Below are 17,987 nucleotides of genomic sequence, written 5' to 3' on the forward strand. Positions count from 1 at the left end.
AATTAGGGATGAAAAGATTTTATTTCTACTGCCAACGCTAGTACTGCTAATTTGCTAACAATACTCCAAAGTGATAGAATTTTACCTTCTACAACCTGGCTAACATCATGAAACTCACAGTCAGTGGCATTCAAGCTAGAATATACATCTTTTCTGCTATTACATCGGTATAAGTAACATGTTGGAGTATCTCCTATATAGTATATTAGCGGTTCTGCAGAACTGCTTTTAAACATGTCAATGGTTGGTACACCTTCTTGTATAATAACGCTATTGATTGCTATTCCTTCTTTTATCTTTTTCATTTTATGACGCTTTTTTTTATTGAGGTTTAATATTTCCTCTCCACTTGTTGCTGTTATAATGCCCATCCCATATGTGCCATTGCTTGCTTTGATAAAAACGTAAGGTTGTGTTTTTATTTCATATTCCTCATATTTTTTTTGCACTAGAGATAATATTTGGTCAACTTTAGTTGCTACTGCTCCTAGTGACAAATCATCATCAAAATCAACTCCATCACGGCTCTCTGTAAGCACAGAAATTAGCCATGGGTCTATTTTAAATTTGCCACAAAACTCAGATGCTAATTCTTGATAGATTTCAAAATACTTAAATTTCTGCCTGCTATGCCAACCGTATAGTGGGCTTGGTACTATATCTTGCTTTACGTCTTTCAGCGTGTCTGGAATGTGGCTCGTCATATCACGGTTCAGTATAATAACATCAGGCACAAATCCTGAAGTTGTCTTTAGCAGAGAGTTTTCTTTCACAACAGTTTCATACTGTTCTATTAAATTGTATACTTCATTATATAAAAGGCCAATTCTAGTCTCAAAACCTGCGAGTTGTAGTATTTTCTCTATAACAAATACGTTTTCTATATACATTTTATTGCGTGTATAATTTTCCGGTATTATAAGAACCTTTTTGTATTGATGTCTTTTAAAATAGCTTTTTATCAATCTTGCTGCCATCGTTCTTGATTCTTCACTTAAGTTATTGAACCCCGCAGGAAATAAATTAGCGTCTACTGGAACGATTTTATAGCCAGAGTTTCTAAGATCTATAGAGCTATAAAATGGCGATGTAAGGCCATTAAATTTTGCTTCGAACCAATTATTTATACTTTTTTCCAAATCTGGGTGAATTATGTTTTGCATCTGCACTTTAAATGTTATAAGGAAGGTATTATATTATAAGCTATAGTTGAACATATTTAGTAAATTTGACTAAAGATTAAAGTATAATGAGATTCTTATTTAAAGTGATAGAAAAATGATTCAACACGATAACAATAAAATGTATGGCACTACTATATTATCAATTAGAAAAGATAAAAGTGTAGTAGTAATAGGTGACGGACAAGTTTCACTGGGCCACACTGTTATAAAATCTGGAGCAAAAAAAGTTAGGCGTCTTTCTGGTGATTCCGTAATTGCTGGATTTGCCGGGGCAACAGCCGACGCATTTACTCTTTTTGAAAGATTAGAATCTAAACTTGACAAGCACCCAGGGCAATTAATGAGAGCATGTGTTGAACTTGCAAAAGACTGGAGAATGGATAAATATCTGAGGAAATTAGAAGCTATGATGATCGTTGCAGATAAATCTATTTCATTAGTAATTACGGGAACAGGTGATGTTCTTGAACCTGAAGATGGAGTCGCAGCTATTGGCTCTGGGGGAAATTTTGCTCTATCTGCAGCAAGAGCTTTAATTGACATTAAAGGAATATCAATAGAGGAAATTGCGAAAAAGGCTATGAAGATAGCTGGCGATATATGTGTTTATACAAATCATAATGTAGTTATTGAAAAGATAGAGGAGTGATATGTCTTCCAAGCAAAAAACTTTATGCACCAATTTTTCCAATCAGCCCATAACCCTTTCAGAAGGGCGGTCTTGTAGTAGTGACACCTACGATGAAAAAGATAACCTCTATAAAGATACTAAGAGTGGTTTTGATTCAAATGACAGCGATGTTCAAGTTAATGACAGCACTCAAGTTTTGTTAGATGACCTGCCACCACAGAAGATAGTTAAAGAATTGGACAGATTCATAATCGGACAGGATGATGCAAAGCGTGCTGTTGCTATTGCGCTCAGAAATCGTTGGCGTCGCAATCAGGTTCCATTTCCATTGCGTGATGAAATCATACCTAAGAATATATTGATGATCGGTCATACAGGGGTTGGTAAAACTGAAATAGCTCGTCGCTTAGCAAAACTTGCCGGTGCACCGTTCATAAAAATTGAGGCAACGAAGTTTACTGAAATAGGGTACGTTGGACGTGACGTTGATTCGATAATACGCGATTTAGTTGATGCAGCAATAGTTTTAGTTAAAGAGAAAGCCCGTAAAGCCTTAGCTAAAAAGGCTTTAATTTTAGCTGAGAAAACAATAGTAAACTCTATGGTAGGCGAAAATGCAACCGAAGAGAGTAAAAAAAATTTTAGAGAAAGGTTGAGGAATAAAGAGTTTGAGGACGGAGAAGTTTCTATTAACGTCAGAGAGAGCAAGAGTATGTTACCTACTTTCGATATACCAGGCATGCCAGGTGGGCAAGTTGGTGTGATGAATGTAACAGAAATAATGGGCAAGATGTTTAACGGGAGCAAAAAAACAAAAACTATTACGGTGAAGGTAAAAGAAGCGCGTGAAATATTAATTAATGAAGAAAGTGAAAGGCTAATGGATGAAGATAAGATAATCAAAGAAGCCATTGATCTTGTTAGTAATGACGGTATAGTATTTTTGGATGAAATAGACAAAATTGCAGCGCGTACAGAAGTAAAAGGTGAAGTAAACAGAGAAGGAGTGCAACGCGATCTGTTACCATTACTTGAAGGAACAACTGCTACAACTAAGTATGGCCATGTAAAAACAGACTATATATTATTTATTGCATCTGGTGCTTTTCATCAGTCTAAACCATCTGACCTCTTACCGGAATTGCAGGGCAGATTACCGATCAGGGTAGAACTTAAGGCACTTACTCAAGAGGATTTAATAAGAATATTAAAGGAACCAGAATCTAGTTTGTTAAAGCAGTACATAGCTTTAATGAAAACAGAAAATGTGACACTTGAGTTCACTGATGATGGTATAAAAACCATAGCTGAAATAGCGTTTACAGTTAATAGGCAAGTGGAAAATATAGGCGCAAGAAGGCTTCACACTGTCATGGAGAAGCTTTTAGATGAAATAAGTTTCATTGCTTCTGAGAAAAATAGCGAAAAATTCATTATAGACAGCAAGTATGTAAAAGATAAACTTGAGTCAATTTCGAAGCAGCTTGATTTATCTAAGTTTATACTTTAGGAAAAACGAAAAGCCTACTTTAAGTAGTATAGAGAGTGTTCAGAAGATTAGCCAGTAGACCTAAAATTTCAGCTATATTCTTTAGGCTGTTTTTCAACAGTAGAATGGTGTGCTGCGACCTCTTGCTTAACATCTAAGCTTAAGTCAATTATTGAGATATTTTCTTCATCATAATCTATGTCTTTTATTAACATATCGTCAGTAATAGTCAAAAGGTCAGGCGGAGAAAGAATAGTTCTTTTATTACCAGCTCTCATTCCCACAACTCCAAGCTCTATAGCAAGTGGTATTTTTTTATCGCCAACCCTAAATTGCACTGTTTGATCTTTGACTATATATTCCCCATTATGCTCCTTTACGCTATATTTAACCGATATCTCATCACCGCACCTTACTTGTTTTCCAGTCTTGTTAATTAAGTCATTAAAAACCATCAGATTATTTACTGAGTCGGGATATTTATCCTTTACTTCGATCAGTTTGACGTAATAAGAATTAAAATTCATTTTGTTCTCATTGGCAATAGTAACTACACGCTCTCCGCCTTCTTTCATACCTATTACCCCTAAACTCACTTCTTTTAGGTCATCTTGACCTATTTTCAAAGTAACATCAGAAACTTTGCTAGGGAGTGTTGCTGAGTTATTATTAGAAATTTTATATATTTGCAATAGGACTTCCAGGCCACAAAAAGCCTTGCTGCCACTGCCTTCAGTAATTTCATAAAAATTTATTGAATCTTCTTCCTTTTGCTGCGTTATTTCTTCTAAATATTCTGTCAGCCCATGCTTTTCAATATAGCGGTCAAGTGCTGATTCAAGTATTGGCTTCACTAGGTAATGTGCTATCGTCTGTATCAAACCACCATGCGTGGCATTTATCTCATAAAGCTTGTCCTTTTTTTCCGGTTTACCTTTGTTTATATAGACAATAGTAAACACAAAAGCAGAAGTTAAAGTGAGAATCATTACTACGGAAATAAGCATTTGTAATATAATTTTTCTAACCATCTTTCTTTACTTGATTCAATAAATCATATAAATAATTAGTATCCCCTGAAAGCGCACTCAAATTATCCAAGCCTTGTTTAAAGAGGCCGTCTATATAGTCCTCTACTTCACTTTTACCAAGCACAGACATAAGATTATTTGTTTTATCTTGTTCGTAGTCTTCAATATCATCCTTAGCTTGAAAGATAAGCCCTAGATTTATTCCATAGTTATATAACGCTTTACGTTGCTTGTCTGTAGCACCCCCGATTATAGCACCTATTTCACATGAAGCTGCAAATAGTTTTGCGGTTTTCATCAAATGAATTTCTTTTATTTTATCAGCTTGGCCCGACGTCATTCCAGCGTCATACATACAGCCGTACGAATGTTGTAGTTTTAAGGTAGAAAGGGTGTCATGCAAGTAGCTGACACTGGAATCCATTTCATGTTCAGCTCCACTATCGCATGGCTTTTTGCACGAAATGCTTGTAGGCAAAGCCTTCTGGATCCCAGTGTCCGCTACTTGAATGACAGAGGGTTGGGGGCTAAAATCTATATGCTCACTGTTAATATCTAAAGCCTGTCCTCCCACCATTCCCCTAATTCCTATTGCCTGAGAAAGAACTTTTATGATCTCACAGCGTTTCTCATTTAACGAAGATAATACCTCAAAAGCCAGAGTAAGTAGTGCATCTCCGGCAAGCACTGCTGTTGCTTCATCAAATTTTTTATGGCAGCTTAGCTGGCTTCTGCGAGTATCACTGTTGTCCATGCACGGTAAATCATCGTGAATTAGAGAGTAAGCATGAACAAATTCAATTGCTGCAGCAACTGATATTACTTTTTTAGCTTCCGCGTTAAACACTCGCGATGAAGCTACGACTAAAAAGGAGCGTATATGTTTTGCAGGAGCAAGGAGTATATAACGCATAGCTGATATAAGCTTATTCTCGCTATTTTCGGGTAAGAGTTTATTTACTTCTACAATAAGCAAATTTTTTGTTGTTTCGTCTAGCATTTTTGAATTGTTAATTGTTTAGCACGTAACGCTAGCCAGCTAGGGCAGTAGAAAACTTTACTGTAGTTTACCAGTTATAAAAGATATTGCAAACATAAAAATTTTTTATAACATCAAAGAATAGGTTATTTTTTTGGTAAGAAATGTGAATAGCGAACTAGCAAAGAGCACTAGAGAAGACATAGAAGAAAAAGTGAAAAAGATTATACTAGAGCATATTAGTAAGGATGTAGAGAAATTCAACAGCTCTTCAAAGCTTTCGGAGCATGGTACAGACAGCTTAGATGCAGTTGAAATCATCATGGCAGCAGAAGAAGAGTTTGGAATAGAAATTCCAGATGAAGACGCACAAAAAATGGAAACTATGGAGCAAATAGTTGAGTACATTAATAATAAAAAAGGCTAATAGTTAGTGTTAAATGAGCAGAAGAGTAGTAGTCACTGGTGTTGGTTTAATCACTCCACTAGCGGCAGATGTTGACAACACTTGGTCAAGGCTAATAAAAAGTGAGTCTGGCATAAAAGCAATCAATACGGATAGATTTGACTCTTCTGATCTTGCTTGCAAAATTGCAGGGCAGGTGCCGTTGCAATCAGACAACATTGAGCACCATTTCAATCCACTAGATTATATTTCTGAGAAAGACTCAAAAAGGACAGATCGTTTTATCCATTACGGTATTGCAGCAGCTATTCAGGCAGTAGATGATTCATTAATTTTGGAAAGCCAAAATATCAATCGGGAACGTGTTGGTGTGACTATTGGCTCTGGTATAGGTGGTCTTCCGTCAATTCAGGAAAATGTTATTACCATGCAGGAAAAAGGGCCCAGACGTGTCAGTCCATTTTTTGTCCCTGCAAGTCTAATAAATTTGATATCTGGCCATATTTCTATTAAATACGAATTTACAGGTCCAAACGATTCAGCAGTAACCGCATGTGCAACAGGTGCGCATGCAATCATAAACTCAGCAAGAACTATAAAACTTGGTGAAGCGGATGTTATGATTGCAGGTGGAGCAGAAAGTGCACTGTGTAGAGTTGGAATTGCAGGTTTTGCATCTATGAAGGCGTTATCAACTAAATTTAACGATAAACCGGAAGAAGCTTCAAGGCCATGGGATGAAGAACGCGATGGTTTTGTTATGGGTGAAGGAGCAGGTATATTGGTGCTGGAGGAATACGAACATGCGAAAAAAAGGGGGGCAAAAATACATGCTGAACTGGTTGGGTACGGACTCACAGGAGATGCGCACCACATTACAGCACCACATCCAGAAGGAAGAGGCGCATTTAAGGCAATGCAGCTTGCTTTAAAGAGCGCACAAATTAATCCCAATCAAGTAGGGTATATCAATGCACATGGAACTTCAACGCCACTTGGAGATAAAATTGAAGTAATAGCAATGAAACAGTTATTCGGTGACTACGTTTATAAAACACCTGTTTCTTCAACTAAATCTTCTATAGGACATTTACTTGGTGCTGCAGGGAGCGTTGAAGCAATATTCAGTATTCTTGCGTTAAATAATGGAATTATTCCGCCAACCTTAAATTTACACAAGCCTTCAGAAGGATGTGATTTAAATTTTGTACCGTTTAAAGCTCAGGAGCATAAAATTCAATATGCACTTTCTAATTCGTTTGGTTTTGGTGGCACTAATGCATCGCTCATATTTGGACAAGTTTAGTTGATGTCACCCCAGTGTCTTCCTCTTGTCATTCCAGTACCCTCCTCTTGTCATGCAAGCAGCTCTCCTACTGTCATCCCAGCACGTGACACTGGGATGACAAACGGTTGTGAAATGGAATACATATAAAAATTAAACTATCAATAGCAATTCAAAAAGAAAAAATATTCTATTCATCCCTGAAGAAGTATTTTATTGACAATTTATGAATAAAGATCAATAATGCAGAAAAGGAATTGATGGGCGTATGCATGGTGCGCCAAGAAGTGCTTGGAGAACAGTTGGTGAAAATCCAACACAAACAAAGTCTAGCCAAAAGTTTGGAACAGACCACTATGTTGCATGAGGTAACGAGTGTAATAGAGCTAGTGGGATGGACAATGCAGGGCACAACGGAAGTGAAGGAGTGGAGTCCCGAAATACCTGAAGACATAGAGGTCGACATGTTCATGGCCATGGAAGACAGCATGAAGGATAACGTAAAGGCAAGTTATCACTCACTCTATCGGGATCTGAGACCGTGCCATGTATTGAAATGGACTTCAAGTGAACTTGGGAGATCCCATGCATTCCTATTAAGGTACGTTGGAACAAGTCAACAAAGGCAAGAACTAGCGGAAGATGCAGGGGAAGTCGGACTGATTGATAGTACTCAGAATGTGGGAAAGCCACGTACAAGGGGAAGCGATCAGCAATATAGTAACTGGAATAGGGATTGCTATGCCAATACAACGGAGGTAGGAATAACATGCGATATAAACTAAACCAGATAGCAGTAAGAGCAAAGCAAGATAAGCGACTAAAATTCACATCGTTAGTCCATCTGATAAATACAGAGAATCTTGCGAGATGTTATAAAGAACTGAAGCGTAACAAGGCTTGTGGAGTAGACCAGATAACAGTGGAATCATACGGAGAAAATCTGAATGAGAAACTCGAAGTGCTAGTAGAAAGTATGAAGAGGAAGCAATATCAACCACAACCAGTAAAGAGGGTATATATACCGAAAGCTGGAAGTAAAGAGAAACGCGGACTCGGAATACCATCGACCGAGGATAAATTAGTACAGATTATGCTGAAGAAGATATTAGAAAATATTTACGAGGCAAACTTTCTGGACAGCTCATATGGATTTCGACCTGGAAGAAACTGTCATCAAGCGGTAAATGCACTAGATAAAGCAGTTAAGTACAAGCCAATAAACTACATTGTAGAAGTGGATATCAAGAAGTTCTACGATAATATACAGCATAAATGGCTAATGAGGTGTCTAAGGGAACGAATAACTGACCCAAATTTGCTGTGGTTAGTAAAGCGGTTTCTCAAGGCAGGGATAGTCGAAGCTGGAAATTATGAAGCAACAAAACAAGGTACACCACAAGGCGGTATAGTAAGTCCTGTATTAGCAAATATATACTTACATTATGTGTTGGATTTATGGATAGAAAAGAAATTTAAATCAAGATCCAGAGGATATATACAACAAATAAGGTTTTGCGATGATTTTGTGGTTTGTTGCGAAAGTAAGGTAGACGCGGAAGAATTTCTGGAATTACTGAAACAAAGGCTAAATAAATTTGGGTTGGAAGTATCTGAAAACAAGACCAGAGTAGTAAAGTTTGGCAAGAGGGAGTGGCAACGAGCGATAAGAGAGAAACGAAGGACGGAAAGTTTCAATTTTCTGGGGTTTACGCACTATGGTGCAAAAAGTCGTCGTGGTAGATTAATGATGGGACATAAAACCTCTAAGTTAAATCTAGCCAGAAAACTAAAAGAAATCAAGGAGTGGTTGAAAATAGTCCGCGGAAGTATTCGACTTAAAGATTGGTGGCAAGTACTGAAGGCTAAATTAACAGGACACTATAACTACTTTGGTATTAGCGGAAATTATTGGTGTTTGAAACAATTTTACACATCAGTAAGAAAGCTAGCATTTAAATGGATAAATCGGCGTAGTCAGAAAAAGAGTATGACCTGGGAACAGTTTGTACACTACGTAGAAGTAAATCCATTACCAAAGCCAAAAATACATTTTTCTTTATATGCATAAGAGGGACGACTGTGAAAACTAATATTGATGAGCCGTGTGCGGGAAATCTGCAAGCACGGTTCTTTAGGGGGAGTTGTAGTAATAAAACTCAAACGAGAGGAGTAAAGCTACAGCTTCTACCGAACATTACTTCGCGTATTATTCTATTGATATTACTCATGCTTATTCCTAATTAATATGTTAGTATTTTTATAAATTAAGTTATTATATTAAAATTCTTTCATGGATTTCAATATTAGCTCCGCACTACTTGTAGTTTTTGTAATGGGTCTGCCAATGACGATATAATCAGCTCCTGAATTTATTGCTTCTTTTGGTGTTGCTGTTCTTTTTTGGTCGTCATGACCTGGATCTATACGAATTCCTGGAGTAATAATTTTAAAGTCTTCACCGCATTCTCGGCGCACTTCTTGAGCTTCTAGTGCAGAACAGACTACTCCATGGAGTCCAATCTTTTTTGCAAGCTTTGCAAGCAAAATTACCTGTGATTTTGCCTCTCTTGCTACTCCAAGCTCGTTTAAATCCTCATTGCTCATACTAGTTAGCACTGTCACTCCAATCAGCTTTATTTTTGTGCCTTGCACTACACTTAGCGCTTCTTCAAGCATTTTTGTTCCACCGCTGATGTGCAGAGTTAACATTTCAATGTTCAGAACTTTTATTACTTCAACTGTTTTGGCTACAGTGTTTGGAATGTCATGCAATTTCAGATCTAAAAAAATTGGTACATTGCATTTTGCAACTTCTTGCACTCCAGAAAGACCTTGAGCAGCAAAAAATTCTAATCCCAGCTTTACCATGCCAACTTTACCACGCAGAGCATTAGCTAGAGAAATAGCCTTATTTAAGTCTTGTGTATCCAGTGCGCATATTATTGGTTCATTATCTTGCATGATTTATCTTATAATAAGACTCATTGTTGTGTTTTGCAAATACTTTCACTCTGATTGAACTGACTGCGTTCATAAGATTCTGTCAATAGTGAATTTGGCAACTTGGTCGGGGTGGATGAGCGACTGACAAATAATGATTCATATCCAAGATCTTCCAGCGAAGAAGAAGGCGTTTCGTCTGGCAAAAGCCGTGCAATTTCTCCTTGTAACGCAGACTTTAATATTTGAATCGTATCTAATATTGCTTTTCCATCATTATTTCTTATTGGTTCTTCTATATTGTCTGTTACGCATCTTATCAACAGTTGCGCAAAATTCACTTGTTTTTCTTTCTCTTTCAAAAAATCTTCTATTTGACTGTCTCGTTCTAAAAGTGAATTTCTTAAACTTTTTACTTCATTATTACAATCTTTTCTTATCCCATCTAACTCAAAAGATTGATTTTTAATTAAACCATTTGCTTCATCTAACTCTTCTATACGATTAGTTGCAGCAATCACCGTCACACCTTTTCTAAATTCAAATCCATCCAATTCAGCTAATAAATTATTTAAAGATTCTACATTATTATCACTGCGTATTTTGCCAATGCTATCAATTTCATCTATAAAAATTATACAAGGAGTGTTTTTTTTTGCTTTCTCAAAAACCTTATTTATATTTGACACATTAAGCAAATCAGATCCTGAAACACTTATAAATGCAGATTTGAATCTAGTTTCACTTGCAATCGCCTTAGCAGTCATAGTCTTACCAGTTCCTGGTGGACCATACAAAATGTATCCTTCTCCTTTTTCTAGAGCATTTGGTTCACAAATCCTTATCAACTTTTGTTTTATATCGTTTTGAAGTATAACATCATCAAATGTTATCTTTCCTCTTTCTTCATCTTTTCCATAAAACTTCATCCGCAGCTTCCTCTTTTGTTATGAGACTACCAATTAGCTTTTCCATTTCATCGCTAAGCTTCTTACTTAGCTCTTCCATTTCACCTTTTGTTGTAGCATTATTAGCTTGCTTTGAAATTTCATCTAATTTTGCCGTGAAACTACTAATTAGCTCTTCCACTTCATCTTTTTTTGCAGCACTACCAATTAGCTTTACAATTTCATTGTATTGACTACTAAGCCTCTTATTTAGCTCTTTGATTTGAGGCTCTAAGCTTTGTATTATATTTTCTTGCTCTTTAGCTAATCCATTTTTTTCATTAGGTTCTGCTTTTTGTGCATCAAGCTTTTTATTCTGGCTGATCATTTTACATGAAAGTACAAGCACCAGAACAGAAAGTATAGACAAACTCAAAGCAACAGGAAGAGCTACATTAAAAGCTGCAACTGAAGACAAGAACTTAACATAAGGGGCAACAGCAAGTGTCCCAGACGCAAGCAATACCAAAGTAGCAAGAGCACCAGCTATAAGATATGGTGCATTGGTTTTACTATACAAATCTCTCATTATTCCCTCATACTAATAATGATTACAATAGCATGGATATTAAAGGAAGTAAAGCTATAAAAATCAGTATAAGTCTATATTCACTATGTATTTTCCGTCTTCAGTTTCAAGCTCAGACTGCATCCACTCTATCGTTTCCGCATTGCAAACTGCCTGCAAATCATTCTGTGCGGATTGATTCAATTTATCCTCTTGTACGCTCGCTTTTATCACCAATTTTTTTATCAAATGCTTAACTGATACATTATTATCTGCCTTTATCTTTCTGATAATGTTTAATATCTGAATAACATTATCTCCCATTTCCTCTGAATATTTATCGTAGATAAGTTCTTCTTTGCTCGGCCAATTACTTTGATTGTGTACAGAATTATAACTATAAAACTGGTGGTATATCTCTTCTGTAATGTAAGGCAAGAAAGGTGCAAATAACCGCAAAATAATATTCAGTACATACGCCAAGCTTTGTTTTGCACTTAAACTGCTTCCGTACGCACGTTTTTTTACTAACTCCAAGTAACTATCACAAAAATCCTTCCAAAAAAATTCCTCTATTACGCCCAAAGCTTCGCAGTATTCAAATTGTAATAGGTTGTTCGTTGCTCTTTCTATAACTTTGTATAACTTAGACAATATCCACTTATCCATTGTCTCGTGAGCAGAATTTATGCTCATCACTTGATGCTTTTCCATGAACATGGAAACGAACTTGCTAGCGTTCCAAAGTTTTGTAACGAGGCGCTTGCCAATTTTGAATGTATTTTCAGAGTAGACTGTATCAACTCCAAGCCTTGAGTTCGCTGCCCAATAGCGCACTACATCAGCTCCATAAGTTTCAAGTATTACATGAGGAGTGATGATGTTACCCTTTGATTTACTCATCTTTTTCTTATCATCTGCTAAACACCAACCGCTGATCATAATGTTTTTCCAAGGTAAAGAATTTGCATGATAATGTGCCTTTAAAATAGTATAAAAAGCCCAAGTTCTGATTATCTCATGGCTCTGGCTGCGCAGATCTGCAGGAAATATCGTATCATAGCGATGATTTGGTAAACTAAACTCACTGTTTACTGCCAGTGCACTCAGTTGAGGAGTAATTGAACTTGTGGCCCAGGTATCCATTACATCTTGATCTGGGATAACCTCTTCTTTGCTATACCCTTTTGGCAAATCTTTGAGTGGATCTATAGGTAGGTCCTTTATCTCAGCTAGAATAATTTTACCTTCTTCTCCCTTACGTTTGGAATACCATGCTGGAAATGGCACACCAAAATAGCGCTGCCTTGAAATGCACCAGTCCCAATTTAGCCCTTCTATCCACACTTCCATACGTTTACGCATATTGCTTGGGTGCCAATTGCATTCTTTTACTTTATCTAATACTTGAGTTTTTTGCTCTAAGGTCTTGATAAACCATTGATAAGTAGGTAATATCTCAAGTGGTGCACCAGATCTTTCTGCGCACTTAACAGAATGAGAAATGCTAGTGCTTTCTATCAAAAGTCCTTTTTTAGTTAGGATTTCGATCATCCTCTTTCTTGCTGCTGTAACTTTCAATCCATTTATTTCATTTAGTATATCGTCTGTCATCCGAGTAGCTGACACTGGGATCCATTCTTCTTTCTGATCACACCCACCTTCCTTTGTCATCTGAGTAGCCCTTTCTCCTGTCATCCCAGTAGCCCCTATGGTGTCATCCCAGTGCCCAGACACTGGGATCCATTCTTCTTTTTTCTGACCATACGCTGACATGATATCTTCCTCTGTCATCGCTGGCATTGGCTCTTTTTCCTGGATTCCAGTGTCAAGCACTGGAATGACATCATCTAGGTCCATCCTTCCATCCTGATCGATGATAATTTTCATCGGTAGATTATGCTTTTGCTGCCAATATATGTCGAGTTCATCACCGAATGTACAACACATAACAAGCCCGGTGCCTTTATCTATTTTAACCTTATCATCTGCTATTATTGGAACTTTCTCCTCTGTTATTGGCACTACCGCTGTTTTTCCGATCAGATGAGTGTAGCGCGTATCCTCTGGATGACAAAAAACTGCAACGCATGCTGGAAGTAGTTCAGGTCGCGTAGTTGCAATATTGATCTGCTCATTTTCTTGAGTAGAGAAAACTATCGTGTTTAAGGATGACTCAAAAACTTTATCTTCTATTTCTGCTTGCGCAATTGCTGTTTTATCAACCGGGTCCCAAAGGATGGGCTGCATTTTTCTATATGCATACCCTTTATTATATAGATCAATAAACGACATCTGTGAAAGCGTCACAGTTTCCTTGCTGATCGTGTGATATTCCAAATCCCAGTCATAACTAATGCCAACTGATTTAAATAATTCCTTGAATTCTTGCTTTGATTTCTCAATAACCTCATGGCACATCTCTATAAATTTTTCTCTGCCAACTTCTTTTGCACGGGTTTTATAGGTTTGTTCAACCAATCTTTCGGTGGGAAGCCCGTTATCATCAAACCCAATCGGATAGAAAACATCTTTTCCCAGCATGCGTTGAAACCTTGCAATAAAGTCCGTGTGGCAATAGCTAAATATATGGCCAATATGCAATTTACCCGATATTGTCGGTGGAGGTGTGTCTATAGTGAAAGTGTTATCCTTTTCACCATTCCATTTATAAACTTTACTGCCTTCCCATAATATGTTGTATTTGTCTTCAACTTCTTTAAAGCCGTATTTTTCTTTTAACATAAATATTTCTCAATTTTAAACCTTAAGCTAGCAACGTTATACCGCCGCGGTATCTCTAGATCCCGCTAACAAGCAGCGGAATGACGATGGTCGGTAAACCTAAATTACTTTAGCTATAGCACAATTAAGTAAATACGGCAATTTTACGCCAAAATTTTTTGTTTACGAACATAAATTTTCTATGCTATGATAAAAATATTACTTGACCTTAGGTTCTAAGGGTATTATGTAATGTTAATTATATATATTGAGGTTAAATATGCATAATTCAAATCAAAATCTTTCACCTGGAGCAACTTCACCAACTGATATAACATCTGATCAAGAAGGAACTATAAATAAAAACTCTATTGAATCAGGAACAGAGCAGTCGTTACAAGGTTCTTCAGTTGGTAATCAAGATTCTTTAAATGATTATGTTGATGCGAGTAGCACGCCTGTGTCTGAAGGGATTAATGATACAATGCAGGTTGCCGGTGATAATGAGGTTACGTCGGGCAATAAAGGTAATCGAAGTGTTGTTTCTAGTGATAGCACGACATTAAGTGAAGGTTCTGTTAATGAGCAAGAAGGTGTTACTAAGTCAAAAAAAGGAAAAGGATCAATAAGTGAAAGACGACAACGGAGTAAGCAGCAGTTAAAAGAGAAAGACGAGGAAATAATAGCATTAAAAGCTCAACAAAATACACAAGAAGTTGCGGACTTACAGCAACAGTTACAAGCTAAAGACGAGGAAATAACAGCATTAAAAGCTCAACAAAATACACAAGAAGTTACAGACTTAAAGCAACAATTAGCAGATAAAGAGAAAGAAATAGCACAACTAAAACAACAACAGCCAAATGCTGAAGTTGACAAACTGAAGGCAGACTTAACAGCTAAAGAGAAAGAAGTTGACAAGCTAAAGAAGGAAAATAAAGAATTAGAAGCTGAAAACAAAAAAATTCAACAACTAAAACAAGGCAATGGAGCACGGTACACTGCTACTGTTGGTATGGGTCTTGCTGCTGGACTGATAGCATTTACTGCACTTGAACGTACAGTTAAGTTAGAGATGTTAGTAATGATTGGTATAGCAGTAGCATCTGCACTCGTAGCCGGTGGTATTACATATGCAGTATTACCTAGTACTTAAGTAGATGGGGCAAAAGCACAAGAAGTAAATGAGAATGGGAAAAAGAAGTAACAAGGGTTAAGCCGAAATGTACGTGTCAAGTAAAACACTTGACGCGAACTTCAGTTTTTGTATTCTTTTATTAGCATAATATAATTTTGTGCTGATTGTGCAATATGTTTAATTTCTTCATTCGACATTTTTTTGAAGAATTTTGCTGGCCTACCAGCCCATATTTCACCACTTTTTATCACTTTTCCGTGTGTTACCAGTGAGCCAGCAGCTACCATAGCTTCAGGCTCCACAACTGCATGGTCCATCACGGTAGAGCCCATACCAATAAACGCCTTATCATGCACCGTGCATGCGTGCAACACACAAAAATGTCCCACTGTTACCATGCTGCCAATAATTGTGTCACCACCTGGGTTTCTATCCACATGAATTACCGTTCCATCTTGAATATTTGTTCCATTACCTATTTTTATTGATCCAACGTCCCCTCTGACCACACAATTAAACCAGATGCTTGCATCTCTTCCTATTTCAACCTTGCCTATGATATGCGAACCACCTGCGATGAAAGCACTTTCGTCTATTTTTGGTTCATAATCTTTGTATTTTAAAATGTGATACATATTAAGCCCAAAGTCTTATGCATATGTTAATCAAAATAAGGTAGGCAGTAAATACATACTTAGAGGTTGTCCGGAAACAAGTAAAAGGCTATAATATCTGAAATTTTAGTACGGGGTAAAGATGAGAAAAAAGTATCCAACAGATCTAAGCGAAAGGGAATGGGCAAGAATAGAAAAACACTTCAGAGTATCATACAAGAAAGGAGGAAGGCCGCCAAAGTATAGCAAAAGAGAAATATTAGAAGCAATTTTCTATGTATTGCGTACAGGGTGTCAATGGCGGTATTTACCAAATGATTTTCCGCTATGGAAGACTGTGTATGAGCAGTTCAGGCAATGGAAGAAGCAGGGAATTTTTGAGAAAATGAATTATGAAATTACAAAATATAGTAGAAGAAAAATAGGAAGGAATGAGCAGCCGAGTGCCTGTATAGTAGATAGTCAATCTGTAAAGACTACAGAAAAGGGGGGATCAAAGGCTATGATGGAAGTAAAAAAGTAAAGGGTAGAAAAAGGCATATAATTACAGACACTCAGGGTTTTATACTAGGTTGTTACGTAGGCGCTGCTAACGAAAATGATAGAGATGGTATTAAAATAGCATTAAACAATATGAGAACAAAATATACTAAAGTTAAAAAAATGTGGGCTGACATGGGATACCAAGGAAGAAATTTAAAGAATCACATAAAGGAAGAATATGACATAGATATTGAAATTGTTAAAAGGCCTCCATGTAGATTTTGGGTGCACAAAGATACGCCACCTGAGCTACTACCAACAAGAGAACAAGGGTTTAAAGTACAGCCAAGAAGATGGGTTGTAGAAAGGACTTTTGCTTGGGTTAATAGGAATAGAAGGCTATCGAAGGAGTATGATTTACTCACAACATCCACTGAGAATTTCATATACCTAGCTATGAGTAGGGTTATGTTAAAGAGGGAATATGCTTGAATTTACTTGTTTCCGGACAACCTCTAACCTTTACATGCTAAGAAAGCGCATACCGGTAGAGTCGTTCTGTGCCTCACCACCTTGTAGTTACTCTACCAGTATGTTATGCTATAGCGACTTTTACTAATACGCCAGGTCTATGGCACATTGGCAATGGATTTGACTGCGTATGTAAATCTGTTCCTCTATCAAATCTTCTTGGCTCTTGTTTTGCATAAAGTGGTTGTCCTAGTGTGTTTACCGTTTCATTAAAATCTGCTGGTGCAAAATATGTCGTAAATGTGCTTGCTGTTCCTAGTGGAAAACAGTGCCCTGTATCTTTCTCAATAAATCTTCTCACGGTTCCTTCAGGGTCAGTTGCTTGCCCTCTATATTCCTCAAATGTTATACCACAAAACGTAAATCCTGACCTCATATCATTTCGAAGCGCTGCTCCTTCTTGCCATCTCTCGTATGCTTCTTTCACTTTAGTATGTGAAGTTAGTGCATCAAAAAACTCAGGGCTTACCAAGGCATGAATTCCGGTCATATATTCACCACTTAGATTATCTTCTATGTGCCGCAATACTTCCAGACACTTACGTTTTACATCTGTTGTTGCTGTTCCCAGTGCAAAATTTACTACTTTTGGCGTGATTTCAAATTCGTTGTACAGATTTAATAATTCTGACCCATCAGCATCTAAAATTATTCCTTTCAGCGCTCCCATTCGCAAATGCTCTAATGTTATTGCATGTTTGTTCCTCATCAATTGCAAATGATCGGTTATTACATCTGCCAGCGCTTTAAGTTCACTCTCTGATCCAAATGCCCTTATTCCCTGTACTTCCTCTGGTAACACTACATCATCATGTGGAATATGTGGAATCGTAAATGTTCTTACCTTTCTTTTTCCTCTTTTTCCTACTGTTGCTGGTGCTCCGGGTAACTGCGTTGGTAGTAAACTTAATACTCCGTTTTGCTCTTCTATGGTAATATGTCTAAATCTTACTGACCTACTTGGAAACAAATTTAAATTTTCAACTCGTCCATAATTTATCGGCAATATATTCATCGCATTTGTTAGTGCCGTCATACTAAATGCTGTATTTGTAAATGGATTTTGCATTCTTTTTCCCCCTTATTAATTTAAG

The 17,987-nt window shown here is 37.1% G+C and carries 17 protein-coding genes and 1 pseudogene; 9 read left to right on the forward strand and 9 right to left on the reverse strand.

Features of this window, described 5'->3' with window-relative positions; all coding sequences use genetic code 11:
- Window positions 1-2 precede the first annotated feature (2 nt).
- Window positions 3-1,163, reverse strand: a complete 1,161-nt coding sequence (gene gshA, locus OPR52_RS03555) for a glutamate--cysteine ligase (protein WP_265038439.1) — start codon at window positions 1,161-1,163, stop codon at window positions 3-5.
- Between the two features lie 115 nt (window positions 1,164-1,278).
- Between gshA and hslV the strand changes: the two genes are divergently transcribed.
- Both hslV and hslU read left to right on the forward strand, forming a co-directional pair.
- Complete coding sequence (gene hslV, locus OPR52_RS03560; protein ID WP_006280198.1) at window positions 1,279-1,833, forward strand: ATP-dependent protease subunit HslV; 555 nt, start codon at window positions 1,279-1,281, stop codon at window positions 1,831-1,833.
- 1 nt (window position 1,834) lies between these two features.
- Entirely contained in the window at window positions 1,835-3,325 is a 1,491-nt protein-coding gene (hslU, locus tag OPR52_RS03565; protein ID WP_265038440.1) for an ATP-dependent protease ATPase subunit HslU, read from the forward strand.
- A gap of 68 nt (window positions 3,326-3,393) precedes the next feature.
- Here hslU and OPR52_RS03570 read toward each other — a convergent pair whose 3' ends face one another.
- Both OPR52_RS03570 and OPR52_RS07780 read right to left on the reverse strand, forming a co-directional pair.
- Window positions 3,394-4,335: an FKBP-type peptidyl-prolyl cis-trans isomerase gene (locus OPR52_RS03570; protein WP_010963087.1), complete on the reverse strand. Its 942-nt coding sequence runs from the start codon at window positions 4,333-4,335 to the stop codon at window positions 3,394-3,396.
- Window positions 4,328-5,335 (reverse strand): polyprenyl synthetase family protein, encoded by a 1,008-nt coding sequence (locus OPR52_RS07780; RefSeq protein WP_010082029.1) that lies wholly within the window; start codon window positions 5,333-5,335, stop codon window positions 4,328-4,330. Before OPR52_RS07780 ends, OPR52_RS03570 begins: the two co-directional genes overlap by 8 nt.
- Window positions 5,336-5,480: 145 nt before the next feature.
- On the opposite strand from OPR52_RS07780, the gene acpP reads away from it, so the two are divergent.
- From acpP to OPR52_RS03600, 5 genes are all read left to right on the forward strand, one after another.
- Window positions 5,481-5,741: an acyl carrier protein gene (gene acpP / locus OPR52_RS03580; protein WP_006279836.1), complete on the forward strand. Its 261-nt coding sequence runs from the start codon at window positions 5,481-5,483 to the stop codon at window positions 5,739-5,741.
- A gap of 13 nt (window positions 5,742-5,754) precedes the next feature.
- Window positions 5,755-7,026 carry a beta-ketoacyl-ACP synthase II gene (fabF, locus tag OPR52_RS03585; RefSeq protein ID WP_264723027.1) on the forward strand — a complete coding sequence of 424 codons (1,272 nt, stop codon included), beginning with the start codon at window positions 5,755-5,757 and terminating at the stop codon, window positions 7,024-7,026.
- A gap of 335 nt (window positions 7,027-7,361) precedes the next feature.
- Window positions 7,362-7,790, forward strand: coding sequence for a hypothetical protein (locus OPR52_RS03590; RefSeq protein ID WP_264722787.1), 429 nt, complete (start codon window positions 7,362-7,364; stop codon window positions 7,788-7,790).
- Window positions 7,775-9,076, forward strand: coding sequence for a group II intron reverse transcriptase/maturase (gene ltrA, locus OPR52_RS03595; RefSeq protein ID WP_265037833.1), 1,302 nt, complete (start codon window positions 7,775-7,777; stop codon window positions 9,074-9,076). Before OPR52_RS03590 ends, ltrA begins: the two co-directional genes overlap by 16 nt.
- Window positions 9,077-9,087: 11 nt before the next feature.
- Window positions 9,088-9,252 (forward strand): hypothetical protein, encoded by a 165-nt coding sequence (locus OPR52_RS03600; RefSeq protein ID WP_265038441.1) that lies wholly within the window; start codon window positions 9,088-9,090, stop codon window positions 9,250-9,252.
- Between the two features lie 33 nt (window positions 9,253-9,285).
- Here OPR52_RS03600 and pyrF read toward each other — a convergent pair whose 3' ends face one another.
- The 4 genes from pyrF to OPR52_RS03620 all read right to left on the reverse strand — a co-directional run bounded on the left by pyrF (window position 9,286) and on the right by OPR52_RS03620 (window position 14,148).
- A complete protein-coding gene (gene pyrF / locus OPR52_RS03605; RefSeq protein ID WP_265038442.1) occupies window positions 9,286-9,969 on the reverse strand; it encodes an orotidine-5'-phosphate decarboxylase in 684 nt (227 codons plus the stop codon).
- A gap of 20 nt (window positions 9,970-9,989) precedes the next feature.
- Window positions 9,990-10,877, reverse strand: a complete 888-nt coding sequence (locus OPR52_RS03610; RefSeq protein ID WP_265038443.1) for an AAA family ATPase — start codon at window positions 10,875-10,877, stop codon at window positions 9,990-9,992.
- On the reverse strand, window positions 10,855-11,424 hold the full coding sequence (locus OPR52_RS03615) for a hypothetical protein (protein ID WP_265038444.1): 570 nt from the start codon (window positions 11,422-11,424) through the stop codon (window positions 10,855-10,857). The genes OPR52_RS03610 and OPR52_RS03615 overlap by 23 nt, the downstream gene beginning before the upstream one ends.
- A gap of 63 nt (window positions 11,425-11,487) precedes the next feature.
- The gene (locus tag OPR52_RS03620) at window positions 11,488-14,148 is read right to left on the reverse strand and encodes a valine--tRNA ligase (protein WP_265038445.1); all 2,661 of its coding nucleotides are present in this window, start codon (window positions 14,146-14,148) and stop codon (window positions 11,488-11,490) included.
- A 259-nt stretch (window positions 14,149-14,407) separates the two neighbouring features.
- Between OPR52_RS03620 and OPR52_RS03625 the strand changes: the two genes are divergently transcribed.
- Window positions 14,408-15,283: a hypothetical protein gene (locus tag OPR52_RS03625; RefSeq protein ID WP_265038446.1), complete on the forward strand. Its 876-nt coding sequence runs from the start codon at window positions 14,408-14,410 to the stop codon at window positions 15,281-15,283.
- 101 nt (window positions 15,284-15,384) lie between these two features.
- Here OPR52_RS03625 and OPR52_RS03630 read toward each other — a convergent pair whose 3' ends face one another.
- Window positions 15,385-15,900, reverse strand: a complete 516-nt coding sequence (locus tag OPR52_RS03630) for a gamma carbonic anhydrase family protein (protein ID WP_264723319.1) — start codon at window positions 15,898-15,900, stop codon at window positions 15,385-15,387.
- A gap of 121 nt (window positions 15,901-16,021) precedes the next feature.
- Here OPR52_RS03630 and OPR52_RS03635 point away from each other — a divergent pair.
- Window positions 16,022-16,854 (forward strand): annotated as a pseudogene (locus tag OPR52_RS03635) (IS5 family transposase).
- A gap of 103 nt (window positions 16,855-16,957) precedes the next feature.
- Here OPR52_RS03635 and OPR52_RS03640 read toward each other — a convergent pair.
- Window positions 16,958-17,962 (reverse strand): major capsid protein, encoded by a 1,005-nt coding sequence (locus OPR52_RS03640; protein ID WP_265038447.1) that lies wholly within the window; start codon window positions 17,960-17,962, stop codon window positions 16,958-16,960.
- Window positions 17,963-17,987: the final 25 nt, after the last annotated feature.

Origin of the sequence: Wolbachia endosymbiont (group A) of Hylaeus communis (assembly GCF_947251915.1) — a bacterium.
Classification (GTDB): domain Bacteria; phylum Pseudomonadota; class Alphaproteobacteria; order Rickettsiales; family Anaplasmataceae; genus Wolbachia; species Wolbachia pipientis.